The 15,850-nt window shown below is 66.1% G+C and carries 17 protein-coding genes; 11 read left to right on the top strand and 6 right to left on the bottom strand.

Annotation, left to right across the window (positions count from 1 at the left end):
• Positions 1-292 precede the first annotated feature (292 nt).
• From E8A74_RS12850 to E8A74_RS12795, 11 genes are all read left to right on the top strand, one after another.
• Positions 293-700, top strand: a complete 408-nt coding sequence (locus tag E8A74_RS12850; protein ID WP_136929273.1) for a hypothetical protein — start codon at positions 293-295, stop codon at positions 698-700.
• Between the two features lie 65 nt (positions 701-765).
• Positions 766-2,523, top strand: a complete 1,758-nt coding sequence (locus tag E8A74_RS12845; protein WP_136929391.1) for an exonuclease domain-containing protein — start codon at positions 766-768, stop codon at positions 2,521-2,523.
• Positions 2,524-3,138: 615 nt separating this feature from the next.
• On the top strand, positions 3,139-3,441 hold the full coding sequence (locus E8A74_RS12840) for a S24/S26 family peptidase (RefSeq protein ID WP_136929272.1): 303 nt from the start codon (positions 3,139-3,141) through the stop codon (positions 3,439-3,441).
• 408 nt (positions 3,442-3,849) lie between these two features.
• Entirely contained in the window at positions 3,850-4,245 is a 396-nt protein-coding gene (locus E8A74_RS12835) for a hypothetical protein (protein WP_136929271.1), read from the top strand.
• 93 nt (positions 4,246-4,338) lie between these two features.
• Positions 4,339-5,385, top strand: a complete 1,047-nt coding sequence (locus E8A74_RS12830) for an RNA polymerase sigma factor (protein WP_170229091.1) — start codon at positions 4,339-4,341, stop codon at positions 5,383-5,385.
• Positions 5,386-5,482: 97 nt separating this feature from the next.
• Entirely contained in the window at positions 5,483-5,722 is a 240-nt protein-coding gene (locus E8A74_RS12825; protein WP_136929269.1) for a hypothetical protein, read from the top strand.
• Between the two features lie 47 nt (positions 5,723-5,769).
• Positions 5,770-6,954 (top strand): tetratricopeptide repeat protein, encoded by a 1,185-nt coding sequence (locus E8A74_RS12820; RefSeq protein WP_136929268.1) that lies wholly within the window; start codon positions 5,770-5,772, stop codon positions 6,952-6,954.
• A gap of 146 nt (positions 6,955-7,100) precedes the next feature.
• Positions 7,101-8,168, top strand: coding sequence for a hypothetical protein (locus tag E8A74_RS12815; protein ID WP_136929267.1), 1,068 nt, complete (start codon positions 7,101-7,103; stop codon positions 8,166-8,168).
• 387 nt (positions 8,169-8,555) lie between these two features.
• On the top strand, positions 8,556-9,989 hold the full coding sequence (locus E8A74_RS12805) for a TldD/PmbA family protein (RefSeq protein ID WP_136929265.1): 1,434 nt from the start codon (positions 8,556-8,558) through the stop codon (positions 9,987-9,989).
• A gap of 265 nt (positions 9,990-10,254) precedes the next feature.
• Positions 10,255-10,434, top strand: coding sequence for a hypothetical protein (locus E8A74_RS12800; RefSeq protein ID WP_136929264.1), 180 nt, complete (start codon positions 10,255-10,257; stop codon positions 10,432-10,434).
• Positions 10,435-10,558: 124 nt separating this feature from the next.
• Positions 10,559-10,900, top strand: coding sequence for a helix-turn-helix domain-containing protein (locus E8A74_RS12795; RefSeq protein ID WP_269749871.1), 342 nt, complete (start codon positions 10,559-10,561; stop codon positions 10,898-10,900).
• A 44-nt stretch (positions 10,901-10,944) separates the two neighbouring features.
• Here the strand turns inward: E8A74_RS12795 and E8A74_RS12790 are convergent, their stop codons facing one another.
• From E8A74_RS12790 to E8A74_RS12765, 6 genes are all read right to left on the bottom strand, one after another.
• Positions 10,945-11,328 (bottom strand): hypothetical protein, encoded by a 384-nt coding sequence (locus E8A74_RS12790; RefSeq protein ID WP_136929262.1) that lies wholly within the window; start codon positions 11,326-11,328, stop codon positions 10,945-10,947.
• A gap of 432 nt (positions 11,329-11,760) precedes the next feature.
• Positions 11,761-12,303, bottom strand: coding sequence for a hypothetical protein (locus E8A74_RS12785; RefSeq protein WP_136929261.1), 543 nt, complete (start codon positions 12,301-12,303; stop codon positions 11,761-11,763).
• A gap of 822 nt (positions 12,304-13,125) precedes the next feature.
• On the bottom strand, positions 13,126-13,320 hold the full coding sequence (locus tag E8A74_RS12780; RefSeq protein ID WP_136929260.1) for a hypothetical protein: 195 nt from the start codon (positions 13,318-13,320) through the stop codon (positions 13,126-13,128).
• Positions 13,317-13,667: a hypothetical protein gene (locus E8A74_RS12775; RefSeq protein ID WP_136929259.1), complete on the bottom strand. Its 351-nt coding sequence runs from the start codon at positions 13,665-13,667 to the stop codon at positions 13,317-13,319. The genes E8A74_RS12780 and E8A74_RS12775 overlap by 4 nt, the downstream gene beginning before the upstream one ends.
• A gap of 17 nt (positions 13,668-13,684) precedes the next feature.
• Complete coding sequence (locus E8A74_RS12770) at positions 13,685-14,314, bottom strand: hypothetical protein (RefSeq protein WP_136929258.1); 630 nt, start codon at positions 14,312-14,314, stop codon at positions 13,685-13,687.
• A gap of 413 nt (positions 14,315-14,727) precedes the next feature.
• Positions 14,728-15,825, bottom strand: coding sequence for a hypothetical protein (locus E8A74_RS12765; RefSeq protein WP_136929257.1), 1,098 nt, complete (start codon positions 15,823-15,825; stop codon positions 14,728-14,730).
• Positions 15,826-15,850 lie beyond the last annotated feature (25 nt).

Raw genomic sequence — 15,850 nt, 5'->3', positions numbered from 1 at the left:
GCGAGCCCGTTGTGGCTCCACGTCTCACGCGTAGTTCGCTACCCCCCGTCTGTCATGCCCAGCGCCTTCACGCGCGTCGCCGTCGTCCAGCTCGCGCACCCCCCGGCGCTCCTCATGCACATGCGCTCGCCGCTCAAGGATCCGGGGGGCGCAAGGCCTCATTCTCCCGCCGAACGTCCCCGAACCCCTCCTCAAGCCGCTCGAAGACCTCCGCCGCCGCATCCGGACCGAGTACACGACGTTCGTCCTCCGGTGGGTTCAGGCCATCCTCGAGGCGTGCCGCGGCTAGGGCGTGCGTCTCGTCGTCTTCCCTGAGTACAGCATCCCCTGGGACATCCTCGAAGAGGGCGCGAAAGCCGCAAACGACATCGTCGTCGTCGCAGGGACGCATATGGTCGACCTCGATGGGCTCGACGCTGGCATCTACGAGCGCCTCGGGTGGCCAAGGGACGCCTCACCGAAGCCTCGGCAGGCGGTCGCCCCCGTACTCCACCGTGGCAAGCTCCTCGCGCTCTCGCCCAAGTTCCACCCCGCGACGGCCGTCGGCGAGGAGATCGAGGCCGGAACGTCGTGGGCGCCCGTGGATCTTCCCGAGGACATCGTCGGGCCGATGAGCGTCATGGCGTGTCTCGACTTTCGTATCCCCACCGCTCTCGTCACCGACTGTCCCCAACCGGTGGGGCGCTTGACAGAACCTTGACAACTCACTGCGGACCGTGATTTGACCTACCAAAGAGACTTCCGTCAGCCACCCTCCCCCTCCCTATGCACCCGTTTCCTCCTGGATTTGCAGTCATCGACGTCGAGACCACTGGCCTCCGACCTCAGTCCGAACGCATCATCGAGATCGGCCTCGTACGCACCGACGTCTACGGCAACGTCCTGAGCGAGCTGTCGACCCTGCTCAACCCCCAGCGAAATCCAGGCGCGACGCATATCCATGGCATCACCCCGGCAGACATCACGGATGCTCCACGATTCCGCGAGGTGCTACCGGAGCTCGTCAGGCACCTGGCCGGTGCGGTTCTCGTGGGACACAACCTGCGGTTCGATCGCGGTTTCTTGCAGCATGAGTTTTCACGTACAGAATACGCGTTCCCTGCCGCTCCCCAGCTCTGCACACGGGATCTTGCCGTCGAGTTCTTGCCGCATCTCCCCAATTACCGACTGCCCACGTGTGGTGCTGCCATTGGTATCCATCATGCCTACCACCATACTGCGCTCGAGGACGCACGCGTAACGACCAAGCTCCTCCAGCACTTCGGCCGCATGATGACCGCCCGGACCGCGTGGCCATGGGGGTTTGAGATCGAGCAAGCTCGCGCTGTCGCGTGGCCCCATGTCGTCGGACCATCGCGCTTGCTCACGCGGCGCGGAAGCGCGGAACGGCGTGCAGCGGAGAAAACATATCTGTCACGGCTCGTCGGCCATGTGCCAGCTCGCTCGGCTGAGGGGAACACGAATACGCGCGCTTATTTCTCGATGCTCGACGAGATCCTCGAAGACCGCCGCGTAACAGCAGAGGAGGCGCAGGCGATCTATGAGGTGGCGCGCTCGCACGGGCTTGGAGGAGAGGACCTCCTCGCAGCGCATCGCATGTATCTCGTCGGCCTGGTGCGTGTGGCTCTCGCCGACGGCGTCATCACTGATGTCGAAGCGGCGGATCTCGCGAACGTCACGAGCCTCCTTGGTCTGAGCGAGTCCGACCTGCACCGGGCCTTCATGGATGCACGTGCCGGCGTGGTCGCACCCATCCCAGGCGAGGAGCGTCTGCTGCGCGTGGGTATGACCGTGTGCTTCACGGGCGACACCGTGCCTCCGAAGGACGAGCTCGAGCACCGCGCTCGACAAGCTGGCCTACGCGTGGTGAGCGCCATGTCCGGCAAGGTGGACGTCCTCGTCGTGGACGATCCGTACTCGATGTCGGTGAAGGCACAGCAAGCGCGAGATGCGAATCTTCGTGTCCTTGCCGTGCCCACATTTCTTTCGCTACTCGCGCGCTGCGAACCCGCGGAGCCGAGCAGCAAGGCTGCCGCCCATTCACCTGCTGAGCGACACCGGCCGCAGAGCCTTGGAGATCTGGATGGCAAACGCATCCTCGTGCTCGGCGTCGAGGCCGATGCGGACGTGCGTCTTACGAAGCTGATGACGGCTGCTGGAGCCACGATTGCCAAGAAGCTGACGCCCTCGGTCGATATCGTGGTGTATGCTGATGAAGGGGCCGAGGTAGAGCGTATCGGACGTGCTCGCGACCTCGGATGCGTACTCCTCTCTGTCGAGGAGGTCGAGGCCCTGCCAGTATCCCGCGCTGAAGCGCCCTCGGCGCAGGCGCCGTTTTTACCAGCTCAATTACAGAACCCTCCCTTGGCCCCAGCAGTGCAAATTGCACAAGTCGGTTCGACATCGTCCCAGCCTGAGAGCGCGCCATGGCCCCCCGGTTGGTACCCGGACCCCTGGAAAGCCGCACCGGCCCGATGGTGGGACGGCAGCCGGTGGACGGAGCACGTGCAGGGACGGGGGTGACGGTTGATTCGACGTCGCCTCGGCGGCCGATGCGGAGCAAGAGGTCTGGCTGGCGATCACCGATGCCCTTCGTCCTTCCCGTCACCACTCCCACTGCGCGCACCGCCGGCCGTGGCCTGACCGTCGTCGACTTCTCCGCAGGGCGACACGCTGTCCCCCCGCGGCCCCCGCGCCTCCGCCTTCACCCCTCGCAGCGCCCCTCTCCCCCGTGTCCGAATACGTCGAAAACGAACGCACAAATAAATTGCCGAACGGCAACTCGACTTCTATTCGCCGCGAGCCCGACGGCCGAAGAAGGCCATCGTCGGCATTGGCAAGGCCGAGCTCGACGAGACAGGCGAAACCTGGCACGCGCCCATCGAGATCTCTGGGCCCAAGGCTTCACAGGTCTTCCGGAGTCGGGCGTCCGGTGTCGACTCCGTGCGGGCAGTCATCGGCAGCCCCCAGCCCCCTTGGCCCCGGCCCCCATCTTCCCGTAACCTGGCCCTCCCCCGCTATGAACAAGCCGAACCTCCCCATCGCCGTCATCGAGGTCAAGGACAACAACCACGCCGTCGGCGCCCGCAAGCTCGCCGACGCCCTCGTCGCCGAACTCCTTGCCTGAAGATTCGATCCATGGGCTGGGCCACCGGATACATCACCAAGCTTCGCGCCGGCGAAATCGTCTCCTTCCGCCCGCGGGGCAACTCCATGGCTCCGCGGATCGAATCCGGTCAGCTCTGCACCGTGGAGCCCGTTGACCCACGCGACCTCCGCCCCGGCGACATCGTCCTCTGCAAGGTCCGCGGCACCGAGTATCTGCACTTCGTCAAGAGCGTGCAGGATGGGCGGTTCCAGATTGGGAACAACCGCGGGCACATCAATGGGTGGATCGGGCACAATGCGATCTTCGGGCGGCTCGTGAAGGTGGAGCCGTGAGGGATGATGGGGCGCAAGGCGCGCCCCACCTTCACCGCCCCCCTACTGGATCCGCGTGCGCGCAGCACTGTGCTTGCCCGGGTCCCAACGCCTTCAGAGATCCTGATTGACCGGCCAGTCTTCAGGATGATAGCTTACGCCGAGGTCGGCGGACATGAAGGTGTACCTTGCGTTGCTGGCGCTTGCGGTGGGTGGGACGCTCGTCGGGTGCGGTCCAAGCGTGACGGCTTTTCAGTGCAGGGATCCAGCAAGCTGCGATCTTCAAACGGACCTCTGCTACAATAGTTGTGCCAACCCCGGAGCTGTCTCTGGTTGCGGGGATTGCTGCCAAGCAAACCAGAAGAAGTGTCACAATTGCGACGAGACGGCTGTATTCCATCAGTGTCATTGAGACGCAGAGAACACACCATGCGAATCACCGTCGTTATCTTGGTCGCCATTCATGGACTCCTGACCACTTCGTGCAGCCACGCGGAGTCGAATCGTATCACCCTCCAGCGTGGTGAAGTTCAACGCGTCGAGGAATGTCACCTCCTCCTCGACTTCGCGCCCATCAGCCCGAAGGGCGTTCCCTTTGCTGACATGCGCTACGTCTGTGGCGTATCGGAATCAGCGCTGAAGCAACAAGAGTGGTGGGGTGACAAGCCTCAGCCGCTCGCGTTTGCCATGAAACAAGGCGACTGCATTCCCCTCGATACAGCCTATTACTGCGTGGACGCCATCGAACCGGGGGCCTCGGTCACGCTGAAAGCGACGTACAAAAAACCCCGGCGACCGGAGCACATGCTCGAGCGTTTGCCCTGAGTTCGTCTGGTTTCCGGGAGGCGCCCCTCCCGCGGCAGGAAAAATCGTCCAGGGGGTGAACGGATCCACCCGCCAGCCTGCCCAAGACGAGACGTGACGACCCCCGAACCCGCCGCGCCCCCTCTCGGTTCCTTCGCCAGCCTCTACCAGGCCTACGCCGCCCAGCTCCCCCACTGGTTCCGTCGGCTCCGTGTCCCGGCCGTCAGCACCCCGGATGCGGAACAAGAGGTCTGGCAGGCCGTCACCGAGGCCCCCGAGAGCATCCCGACGAGCCCCACCGAGGCCCGGCGCGCGCTCTTCGATCTCGCCGTGCGCGTCGCCCAGAACCACAGGCGCCGTGAGGCCCGGAACGCGGCCCGGCGAAGCGCCGTCGCGATCGACGACATCGCGTCCGACCGGCCAAACCTCGAAGAACAAGCGGCCGTCGCGCTCGCGTTGATCGAAGCGCTCGAAGAGCTCCGCGACGAGGCGACACGCCGTATGGTCCTTGCAAACAAGGTCCTCGGGTACACGGAGCCCGAGATCGCCGCGCTGTTCGGCATGCCCGTGAACACGGTACACAGCCGCATTCGGCGGGCCTGCGTGCAGCTCTCCAAGCGCCTCCGCGCGAACGACGCGCCCGAGGAGCGGCGCGGCGTTGTGCTCCTTCCCGGCGCGATCGTGTTCGATCCGGAGATCCGCGCCGCGATGGCCGCGATCCTGTCCGTGGACGGTCGTCTCCCCTCGTTCAGCGGAGGCGGGCCCGGCGGCCCGCCGCCCCCACCTCCGCCGCCTCCCCCGCCCGTGCCGAAAGCTCCCTGGTTCACGCCGAACCCCACGACCACGTCGAACCTCGCCGCCCTGGTCGTGCTCCTCCTGCTCGGGCCTGCGTGCGTGGCGGCCCTGGTCTTCCTCTTCCTCGGGTCTCCCGAGCGCCCCGCGCTCGCCCGCGGCGGTCTCTTCGTGCCGACCCCGCGCGTCGATTTCGGCGAGCCAGACGAGAGCGCGCATGCCTCCGCGACGCCGCCCCCGACGCTGCCGACGAGCGCTCCGACCTCGACGCCCTCCACGCGCGCGCCTCGCCCCGAGACGTTGAGCGACGAGGCGCGCCGCGCTCTCCGCCTGCAACGGCCTGCGTTCACGCACACGAGGGGCGAGTAACACGCCGTGGATTTCCCCGGGCCCTTTCTGGCGCCCGGGGCGGGAATCCCGACGGCGCGCGGGCTCCTGCACTTCATCGCGCCTGCAAGGTGATGCCATGTCGAACGAAGCCCAGACCATCGACGATACGACCGAGGCCCCCGAGCTCGTGACCGAATTCGCCATCGGGAGCGACGGCCATCTCTATGTCAGCGCGGAGAGCCTACCGCCCGGGGCTTTGGCCGGGCGCAAGCAGTTCGTCGGATACGAACTCACGAGCAAGGAGGCAAGGCAAGTCTGGGACACGCTCCATCGGCTCGCGTTCAACGCGACGCAACCCCTACGCGCCCGCCGTTGAGCTTTCGAAGTCCCCGCGAGGGTTCGTCCTGGATACGCTCTCGCTCGATGACCCTCGCGCGGTTCGTGTTCGTCCTGGTCCTCGTGCTCGTCGGCGGCGTGTCGCGCGCCGACGAGCCCCCGGGCCCTCCGAGCCGCATCGATCAAGCGGCGCGGTTCGCCGAGCTCGTGCGCGAGGGCGATCGCGCCCGCGCCGCGGGGCGAACCTCCGCGGCCGTCCAGGCGTACAGCGAAGCCCTTCGTATTCGTGACGATCCCGCGATCGTGGGCCGCCTCGGGCTCGTCGCCCTCGAAGGGGGCGCGACGGCCGAAGCCGTGAGTTATCTGCTCCGCGCCATCATCGATGGGCACGACGTCCCGCCCGCCGAGCGGCGCAGGATTCAGGACGCCTACGAACGCGCGCGCCCGCAGGTCTGCCGCGTCGACGTCGCGCTGAGCCACCTCGGGGCCGATGTGCTGATCGATGGCGAGCTGGAGCGCGCGTCGTCCACTGCGGGCGAGTTTTACGTGTTCACGTCGCCGGGGCGGCACGAGGTGCGCGCGACGCTCGGGGGGTTTCAGGATGCCATCGAGACGATCGACGCGCCCAAAGGAGGACGCGTGCGGGTCTCGCTGGTGTTGACGCCCCTCCCCGCGCCGAGCCCGCCGCCGGCTCCCGAGGCGCCCGCGACGTCGAAGCCGGCGAGCCCGGCACCGAGTTCTCCGTGTCCCGCGCCGAGTTCGAAGCCACCGGCCCCGAGATCACCTGCGCGCCGATGGTCCCCATCTTTCGGAGCGACGGTCCTCTATGGTCCAGTCTCCCCCCTACCATCCTTCGGCGTTGTCGCATCTTCGGACTGGCCGCTGGGTGAGGTCTTTTCTTGGCGTCTCGACCTACGGGGCGCATTCTCACCCCGGGACGAAGGGAACGCCGTTCGCGGGGCCCTGATCGGCGCATGGCCCGGCGCTTGCGGCACAGTGCGCTGGTTCTCCGGCTGCTTGCTCGCAGCCGGGGGCGCACTCCATCGGTCCAGAATCACCCCGCGCACCCCTGCTTTTTCAGAGTGGCACCGCTTCCTGGGGTTTGGTGCGGGTGCCATGGCAGCGATCCCCCTGGGGCCGCTGAACGTGCGCATCTTGCTGGACGCAGTCGTGTTGATTGATGACTACCCGCTCGTCGCAGGAGGGGGGCCCGCGGGTTGGAGCGGCAACCAGATCATGGCAGGGCTCAGCATCATGGCCGCCATGCGTTGACATAGGTTTGTCGACGGAGTACCGTGCTCCCTATGCGATCCAAGTTGTATTTCCTGTCTGTTCTATGCGCTCTGCTTGCAGCAGCCGCCTCGCTGAGTGTGGAGGGCTGCGGTTCTGACCCAACATATATTCCGTGCACGAATGATGTGAAGGAGCCGTGCTTCGGCGGCTGGGTGTGCATCGAAGAGACCGGTACATGCGTCCCTCCTGATGCGGGCACCGACGCCGCGATCGATGGAACCGCCTCCGCCATCGGATGCTCTGGCCCCTGCATCCCCCACCCGCCTGACGAATGGGACCTCCGCGCGCTCTGGCATGGGCCCGCGGCCGAGGCGCCGCAGATCTGCCCCGCGCTCGGTACCGATGGAGAAACCGCGCTCCCGCTCTTCGTCGGGCGTGCGGACGTCTCCGCGCCCCCTGCGAACTGCGACCGCTGCAAATGCACGGAAGCAACGGGCGCGTGCACGACGCTCCCCGAGACGATCGAGGTCCGCGCCGCGACATGCGGGGCCGCGGGCACGAGCACGCCGTTCGGCGGACCCGACGGGTGGGACGGGTCTTGCACGAACGCAAACGCGCTGACCGCGGGCGCCATGTGCGGCGGGGCCTTGTGCGCGCAGTCGATCGCCGCCTCGCCGCTCGGCGCTCCCACGGGCGAAACGTGCGCGTCGTTCGCGGAGCCGATCCCCGTCACGCAATACGGGCTCCCCGCGCCGACGTGGGCGACAGCGGCGATCGGATGCCTGATCCCGACGTGCAACGTGCCGAGTGCGTCTTGTCTCCCCTCGATCCGCCGCCTCCCCGACGGGTTTCAGACGTGCATCAAGCGAGGGGGGGAGCACGTCTGCCCCGTGGGGTGGAACGGCGATCGGTTCGTCGTGTACGAGGTGACGCACGAGAAGCCGGGCTGGCTGGAAGGGCGCGAATGCACAGCGTGTGAATGCGGCGCGGCCGTCGGCGGGGCATGCCTCGCGCGCGTGCGCACCTTCGAGGATGGCGCGTGTTCGAAGCTGCTCTCGGACGACGGGATCTCGTCGGTCGTCGAGCAATGCTCGAACGTTCCATTCGCGGGCCTCGCGATCGGCAGCAAGGAGATCACGCCGCCCGAATACCTACCCGGCGCATGCGAGCCGAGCGGTGGAGAGCCGAGCGGCGATGTGAAGGAAGACCCGGAGCAGGCGGTGACGTTCTGCTGTCGGCCGCCGGATACTTGAGCGCACGTCGGACGCTGCCCGACGCTGTCGGACGAGGGCAAGGCGTGCGTCGTGAACGCGAGCTCATGCGCAGCCATCGACGCCTGCGGGAGCAGCAGCGCGACGACCAGCGGGAGCAGCAGCGCGAGCAGCGGAGGCAGCAGCTCGTCGAGCGCGAGCAGCGGATCGGGGGGCTCGGGGGATGTTTGCGCGGCCTGCAAATCGGACGAGTTTTGCGTGAAAAGCTCGTCGGTCGCGTCCGAGGTCGGTTGCGTCGGCCTCACCTTCACCGCCCCTCCCCTGTCCCTCGCCCGACGGCACCCCGCAAACGCGCGCGCTCGCCCGCCCCTGCTCCCGCGTCCTTCGCGCTTGCTCGCGCGATCTACGTACGGGTACACTGGTTGTACGATGACGGAGAGTTGCGACGACAAGGCGCCCTTCGGGCCCTCGGGCGAGAGTCCAATGGACCGGGCGTTGTGTCGACGGTTGCTGGATATCGCGCTGGAGAACGGCGGCGACTATGCGGAGCTGTTCTTCGAATATCGAGCGGGCGGCGGATTTTCCTTCAGCGACGACACGCTGAAGGCCGTTTCGCGTGGTGTATCCATGGGCGTCGGGGTGCGTGTCCAACGGCAGGGCGTGACAGGCTTCGCGTCCAGTGAGGACCTCTCGTTCAAGGCGCTGGAGCGCGCGGCCAAAACCGCATCACAAATCGCCGTCGGAGGGGGCGGCAAGCGAGCGTTCGCCCTCGAGTCTCCCCCCATTCCGCGTCGATACGAGGTGGAGGCCGCTTCCCTCGACGCACCTCTTCGCGAAAAGCGGCTCCTGTGTGAGCGTGCGGCGTCCGCCGCCCTCAGCTTCGACCCTCGCGTCATCGCTGCGGAGAGCACCTTCTCGGAAGAGGTGCGTGAGATCCTGGTCGCCACGTCCGACGGCATCTTTGCGCACGATGTGCAGCCACTCTTCCGCGTCGGCGTGCGTGTGCGAGCCGAGGATCACAGATCGTGGCGGGAAGGATCCAGCGGGGGAGGAGGGCGCGTCGGGTTGGGCTATTTTCGCGACAGGCCCCCTGAATGGCACGGCCGGGAAGCCGCGCGCCAAGCCGTCCAACTTCTGGATTGCCGACAGGGCCCCACGGGCGACGTCGTGGTCGTCTGGGGATCCGCAGACTGCGGAATCATCTTCCAGCAGGCCGTGGCTCAATCGCTGGAAGCGGATTACATACTCGCAGGAACGAGCGGGCTCGCGGGTCTCATGGGACGGCAGATCGCCAACGATTTCTTTACCTTGATCGACGATGCATCCGTCCCAGGCTCGCGCGGCAGCCTCAACGTCGACGATGAAGGCATCGTCCCTCACCAGACCGTGTTGATCGAAGAAGGCCGGGTGTGCGGCCACCTGCATGATCGTCGGTCGGCGCGGCTCCTCGGTCATTCGACGACGGGAAACGGGAGGAGGGAGAGCTTTGGCACGACCCCCATGCCCCGCTGCACCAATACGTTGGTTCTCCCGGGTCCCCACGAGCCGGAGGAAATTCTTCGGAGCGTGAAGCGTGGTATCCTGGTGATGAAACTCGGCGGCGGGCAGATAGACATGTCGAACGGTGACTTCGTCTTCGGCATGACGGAGAGCTACCTCATCGAAGACGGCACGGTGACCGCGCCGCTCGCGCCGCAGAACATCCTTGGCAATGTGATCGAAATGCTCGGCAACGTGACGATGCTCGGCTCCGACGTCTTTCTCTCGGATGGCATCTGGACGTCTGGCAAGCACAACCAAAGCGTACCGGTCGGCGTCGGTTGCCCCGTGATGAGGGTCGAATCGCTCTTCATTGCCTCCTAGAACATCGATCGGTTCAAGAACCGCTCGATGTTCTAGGCTTCTTTCGTCCCGAGGGGGACGCCTCGCGTCCCCCTCTCGCCCGGGCAAAGCCCGGTCGATTCACCCCCCGAGAACAGTTCTAGCACCCCTGACCCGGCGTAACCCGCTGGATCCACGTCCTGGTGACGACGGATCGGCACCGTTGGCGCGTGTTGGTGCCACTTCGGACCCCGTGGCCGCCCTTTGGGGTCCCCCCGGAGCCGACCCACGCAGGACCCTTCTGGCCGTGCTCGTGCAAGGAGAGGTCACGGCGGCGGCGGCAGGCGACCTCGACGCCGCTGTGGTCGCGCACGAGGCTGCCGGCCGGCTCCTCGCGATGATGCCGGACACCGCTGACGACATGGCCGCCGCGCGGGCGGCGCACACGGCCGTCGCCAATCTTCTTCGCGTCATGAAGCGACGGTGATCCATCCACCGCGGCCCCCCTCGCACCCGGGGGGGCTCGCGGGATCGTTTGTCCGCGGGGTTTGTCTTAGCGCTCGCTCTGTGGTAGGGACCTTGGACCCACTCACGCGCGAGTAGGAGGAACTGTGCCCCGACGAACCGAACCCAAGCCGCTCTGCCTGAAAGTTGGCGCTCGTATCCGCGAACTGCGAACCGAGCGCGGCATGTCCTTGCAGGATCTCGCCGAAGCTGGCGCGATGTCAAAAGGTCACCTTTCGAGCGTCGAGCAGGGCCTCGCGGCGATCACCATCGAGACCGTCGAACGCATCGCAGCCGCGCTCGGCGTGTCCCCGTTTTGCGTCGTCACCTTCCCGGAAGACGACGAGCTGGATCGGATCGCGGATCTCGCCCGCAAGCTGCCGAAGGGCGAGCGCCGGAAGCTTCGGAAGGAACTCCAAGCGCGCACGACACACGAGCCCCCGACGTAGCCAACGTCACGCCCGGGGCCCCGTCACTCCAAGCAGAGGCAACGCTACCGGACGGGCGCAAAGAACACCTCGACCTCTCGCGGAGCCATCGCGAGAAGCTCGTCGAGCGTCCGGAGTCCCCACCGCGCCACCTGGATCCCGAATTCACCGCGTTCCTTGAGCTGGACGATCTCGACGCAGCAATCCGCGTCGGGCTTGTCGGCGTAGAAGCCTACCCAGACCTCCGCCCGCCCTGCCCTGGCGACCCTAACTCGGGCCAAGTCCTTGGCGTCGCTAAGGATGATCTTGAAAGCTTCCCAAAAGTTCGGCTCTGAGGCGAGCGCCGCTCCCGTGTGCAAATGCGAAGGTAAATGACGGGCAAGCAGTCCATAGAGGCGCGCAAACTGAGGCCGCACCGTGGCCAAGGGGCCGTCGTCGTGGTCATGCATGCTATTACTCCTTCAGCTATAGCTCGCCGTCCGAAGGCGTGGCCTTTTCGGCAGGGTGCTGCTCGAACTCCCTGTTTCTCCAACCGTCCGCCCAACCCCACTGTACAGGCATCAGGCAAAGCGGACACGCAGTGAACGGCTCTCCCTCCGAGAACAGCACTTCCAACTCTGCCTTGTCACGACAAGTCGGCTGGTAGTAGCCCTTCCGATCGCAAAGCGTTGGTTTGGCGGCCGTCGCGCGTCCCCGCCGCCGTGCGACGATAAGGAGTCTGTTCGAGCGACGAGGATGCGCGCCTGCGGGAACGTCCGGCGGGATTCCTTCAGCGCACGTACCTCGAAGCCTTCGGCTGCGAAGTCGTTGAGCACACCTTGGGCATCCTCTGCCACGGGCCGGAAGACACGCCATTCGAAGTCGGACGGATCTCTCGTCATTTACTCCTCGATGAGCTGCACGCGAGTGAACCGGATTCGGGTTCGCGTCGCGTTCGTTTGGAGCGTGCCGTTCGAAAGTGTCCCCGCGTCTTTGGAGAACCACTTGGTGTCACCCGCCGGAATCGACCCCTTCAGAGTGAAAGGGACCGAGCCAACCTTGTGCCCGTTGTCATCCAGCCAGTCGACTTCCCCCTCAATACTACCAAGGGCGTACTTGGATTTGTTGAGTACACTCATCTTCACCAACTGCCGATAGCTGTTGATGATCCCTTTGTCGAAGTAGCCGAGATTGTCAGCCACGAGTACGGACGAGGGGTCGCGCAGAATGCGGAGCTTGGCTTGCTGGATGGCCTCTTTTTCGGCGTCCGCGCGCCGCTTCTCCTCTTCGGCGCGCAGACGCTCCTGCTCGCGTGCCACCTCCAGCGCAAACGCGGCCTGCTCCCGCTGGTGATCTGCCTCGCTCTTGCAACCGCTGAGCCCTGAAGCGACGACCGACACGACGACGACCGACAACCGAACGACGTACTCGAACCGTTTGCCCATACGACCGTTCGCACTACCACAGGCCCGACTTACATGTCTACAAGGGTTTCGCCGGGCCGGGCATGCTCGGGGCTCGCGTGTTTCTAAGTGAGGTGGCAAACGTGGGTCTTGGGGAACGCGCCCACGTTCGGCGGGGCGTATCGTCCCACGGGCGCGACACTGGGACCGCTCTTCCTCACTCGGAGGCGGCAAGGATTGCGCCGATGCCGACGATCCGGTGGACCTCCTGAACTCCCCTGACGCGCCTACGAGATCGAAGTAGTCCCCCCAGCTCCGGCAACATGGAGGCATTGCCCCGGGGCGGCGGCTACACACCAACCGCGATGCGGCTGCCTGCATGCCGCTTTGATCCGGCACCGCAGCTCGGGAAGATCGGGGAGCTTTGGCTGCGGACCGTGATTGATGCCCCAGCACTTCTCTGGGTGCCCGAGCGGACACCAGCATCGCGGGTTCAGGTTTCGCCGTATCGCCCACGCGAGTGCGCGGCGCACGAGAGGCAAGAAAAGCACATGCTGCCAACACACTTCGTCCCGCGTTTTCTCATCAATGACCTCCGCCCTGCCCAACCAACGGGTGCCCTTATAGCAGTCCACGAACAGATCGCGGAGACGGACGTCCCTGCCGCTGGACCGCGCGAAGAATACGAAGACCAGCGGGCCAAATCGCGTGGAGGCGTAGACCTCGACCATGAACCGATCGCGGTAGCGATGTAAAACGAGCCGGGGCGGATCGCACTCCGCTAACAACGGAATGCCTACGCTTGGCCCGACATCTGCGGGGCACCGCGTTCGTTTTTCGTTGATGGCCATTGCCGCTCGCGGCTCACTCGGAGTCATGCTCGATTAGGCGCAGCGCTACGGGCGTGAAGAGCAGGGCGAACAAGATGAAGACGTACGGCTCGGGACCGGCATGGGTGAACAGCGCGAGGAAAACCGCGGCGAAAATTGCACCCATGCCAACGATGCAGATCACGGCCGCTTCGGCCGCGTCCTTCTCGGGGTCGGGGTTCACCTTCACTTGGTCCGCGCCGCTATGGTGACGTTGAACGCCGTTCGGTGGATCTCCCGGGCGGCACGTTTGGCTTCCTCGGGGGTCAGGGCGTAGCCCCTGAACTTTTTGCGCCCTCTGGGATCGACCAAGCCCTCTCCGACGTACACGCGCCCATCGCTCCCCAGCGCGAGGAGCTGGAGGCTGGCCCAGCGGAGCAAGCCTCGCGTGCCGTGCTGCGCGCATTCGTCGGCGCTCAGCGCATATCCAGTGAACACCCGTCGGCCAGCGGGCGGCTTGTCCTCCAAGCTAACATAAATCGCGCCATCGCTTGCGAGTACAAGCTCCGTTTCCATGGTCGACGGCTTGGTTGCCATGATGTCGCATTCCTTTTTTAGAGGGGGATCCGGAGCTGAACGCGATGGGGCACCTTCGGCGCTTCCTCGGTTCGCTGGATATCAACGACGCCAGCCTTCTCCAGGCGAAGAAGCGCAGATACGAGGGCCCCGGAAGCCGAAACGTCGCACAGGATGTCACGCAACCGCGCGAAGGAGACGTATCCATCGGCGTCCGGCCGCATGCGCGACAGCGCGTAGTGGACGATGCCTTCGGCGTACGCCTCGCTCCCGCGATTGCGGAGCGCGGTGCCGTAGCTCGCGACGTAGACGGCGGCGTGCTGGTACGCCGGGGCCGCGCGCAGGATTTCAAGCAAGAGCAGCTCCCCGCGCTCGTCATGGCCGACGGCGCCCGCCGAGACCTGCGTTGCCCTCGCGGATCGCGGTGGCGGAGGCGGTGGGAGTCGATCCGAAAGGCGCGCTTTGCGGACGCGCTCGCGCCATTCACGCCACACCGCACCCGCGAAAGCACGGGCGCGTTTCCACAGGGAGGGCGGGTCCGCGATGGTGTCCCGGGGCGGTTCGGAATGGGCGACGGAGACGCGCATTCCGCTCGCGGGGGGCAGGGCCGCGCGATCCATGACGGTCGTAGCGGCGTCGTCGTCATCCATGTCGGGTGCGGCGCTCATCGGTTACCTCCAGGAAGTCATCGGCCCGAGGCGGCTGCGTCGCGCGGAGCGTGCGCGTACGGGGAAACGCCGCGCGGCGCAGTCGCCTCGGATCGGTGACTATTTTAGTCGCAAACGACCGGCAGGAGAGGACGATGGAAGCACGAAGGTGCCGCCCAGAGACCGCAACGCATCCCCATCGCCCTCTTCTGCGGGTCGTTTATCGGACAAACCCGCCCGAGGCCGAACACGGCGCCTTTTCGTTTACGAGGCCAGGAGGACCGTGTTCGGCTCGGGCAGGAGGGGACGAGCGTCGAGAGCCGTCGGACCGCACGCGCGTCCGCCGGTGGCCCGAGTCTCGCCCCTTCAACCGCGCTACATGATCGGGGACGCGAATCGGATCGACGAACGCAAGAAATAGGTGGGAGTAGGTGCTACCTGGGTGGCAGGTAGAACGGTTCAAGGCAGCAGAACGTCACGGCTTCTCCGGGCGCGCCCCTCGCGTTGCCCGTGGGTTCGCCTCCGGTTGCAGAGCACGTGCCCGGCGTGTACGCGAGGTTCGTGATCGCCTTGCTGCCGAGCGCGCGCCCGGGAGGGTGCACGTTCACGCACTGGTCGCCGAACGATGACACTCCGACCTTGTCAGCCTCGTCTCCACACGTCGCATCGCTGTAAAGCCTCAGCGTTGCCAGGCAGGCGCTCCCCTCGGGCTCCCCGCCGCATTCGCACGCCCTGCAACCGCGCTCATCGAGCGGCTCCTCGCCGTACATCACGAACCGCGCGTACTTGTAGTTCCCGGGGCATTGATGCTCACCGGAACGAGACACGCACAGGAGCCACGGGAGCGGCAGATCCCGCGCGCACCGGTACGTCGAGGGATCACACGCGCCTTCGAGTTCCTTGGCCTCGCATGCGATGCCTTCGGTGAGCCACGTAGCCGGCGCCGTCGCGACCGCGGCCGGGACGGTCGTTACCGGGCACGCCTCGCTCGTCGGCCCCGGGAGCGGCGAGGACCACACGGACTGCGCGCAAGGCTCGCCGCCGCAATCAGCCCCCGCCGGCAGGGCGTTCGCGCTCGTGCACGAGCCGTCCCAGCCGACGGGTCCGCCGAAAGGGAGGGCGGGGGCTCCGTTCTCCGCGCAGGTGCCCGCGCGGATTTCGATCGTCTCGGGAAGCTCGGTGCACGTCCCTTCGGATGGAGGGCAGGTGCATTGGCACGTCGCGGGCGGCGCGTCGATGTGCATGAAGCGACGATACTTCATGAACAAGACGTCCTTGTCGACACCATCATTCGGCGTCGTATCCGGGCAGCTCGTCGGCACCTGGCCCTTGGGGCCGACGTAGAGGAGCAGCGGCGTGCGAGGCCAGTCGCCTGCCGAGATATCGTCCGGCTCGGGGACGCAGCGACCAGTGCATTCGGCTTGGATCTCCGCGTCGGGCGCGTCGTCGCTCGCGTCGGCGTCGGCGCCGGCGTCTGGTATGCATTCCGGAGTAACGACGATTGCGTTGGGATCGCACTCCAGAATGCCCACCGATGAGGGTGCCGAACATGCTACT

The sequence above is a fragment of the Polyangium fumosum genome (assembly GCF_005144585.1).
Lineage (GTDB): Bacteria > Myxococcota_A > Polyangia > Polyangiales > Polyangiaceae > Polyangium > Polyangium fumosum.
The sequence above is the reverse complement of the archived record's forward strand: the minus strand, read 5'-3'. Positions and strand labels throughout refer to the sequence as shown.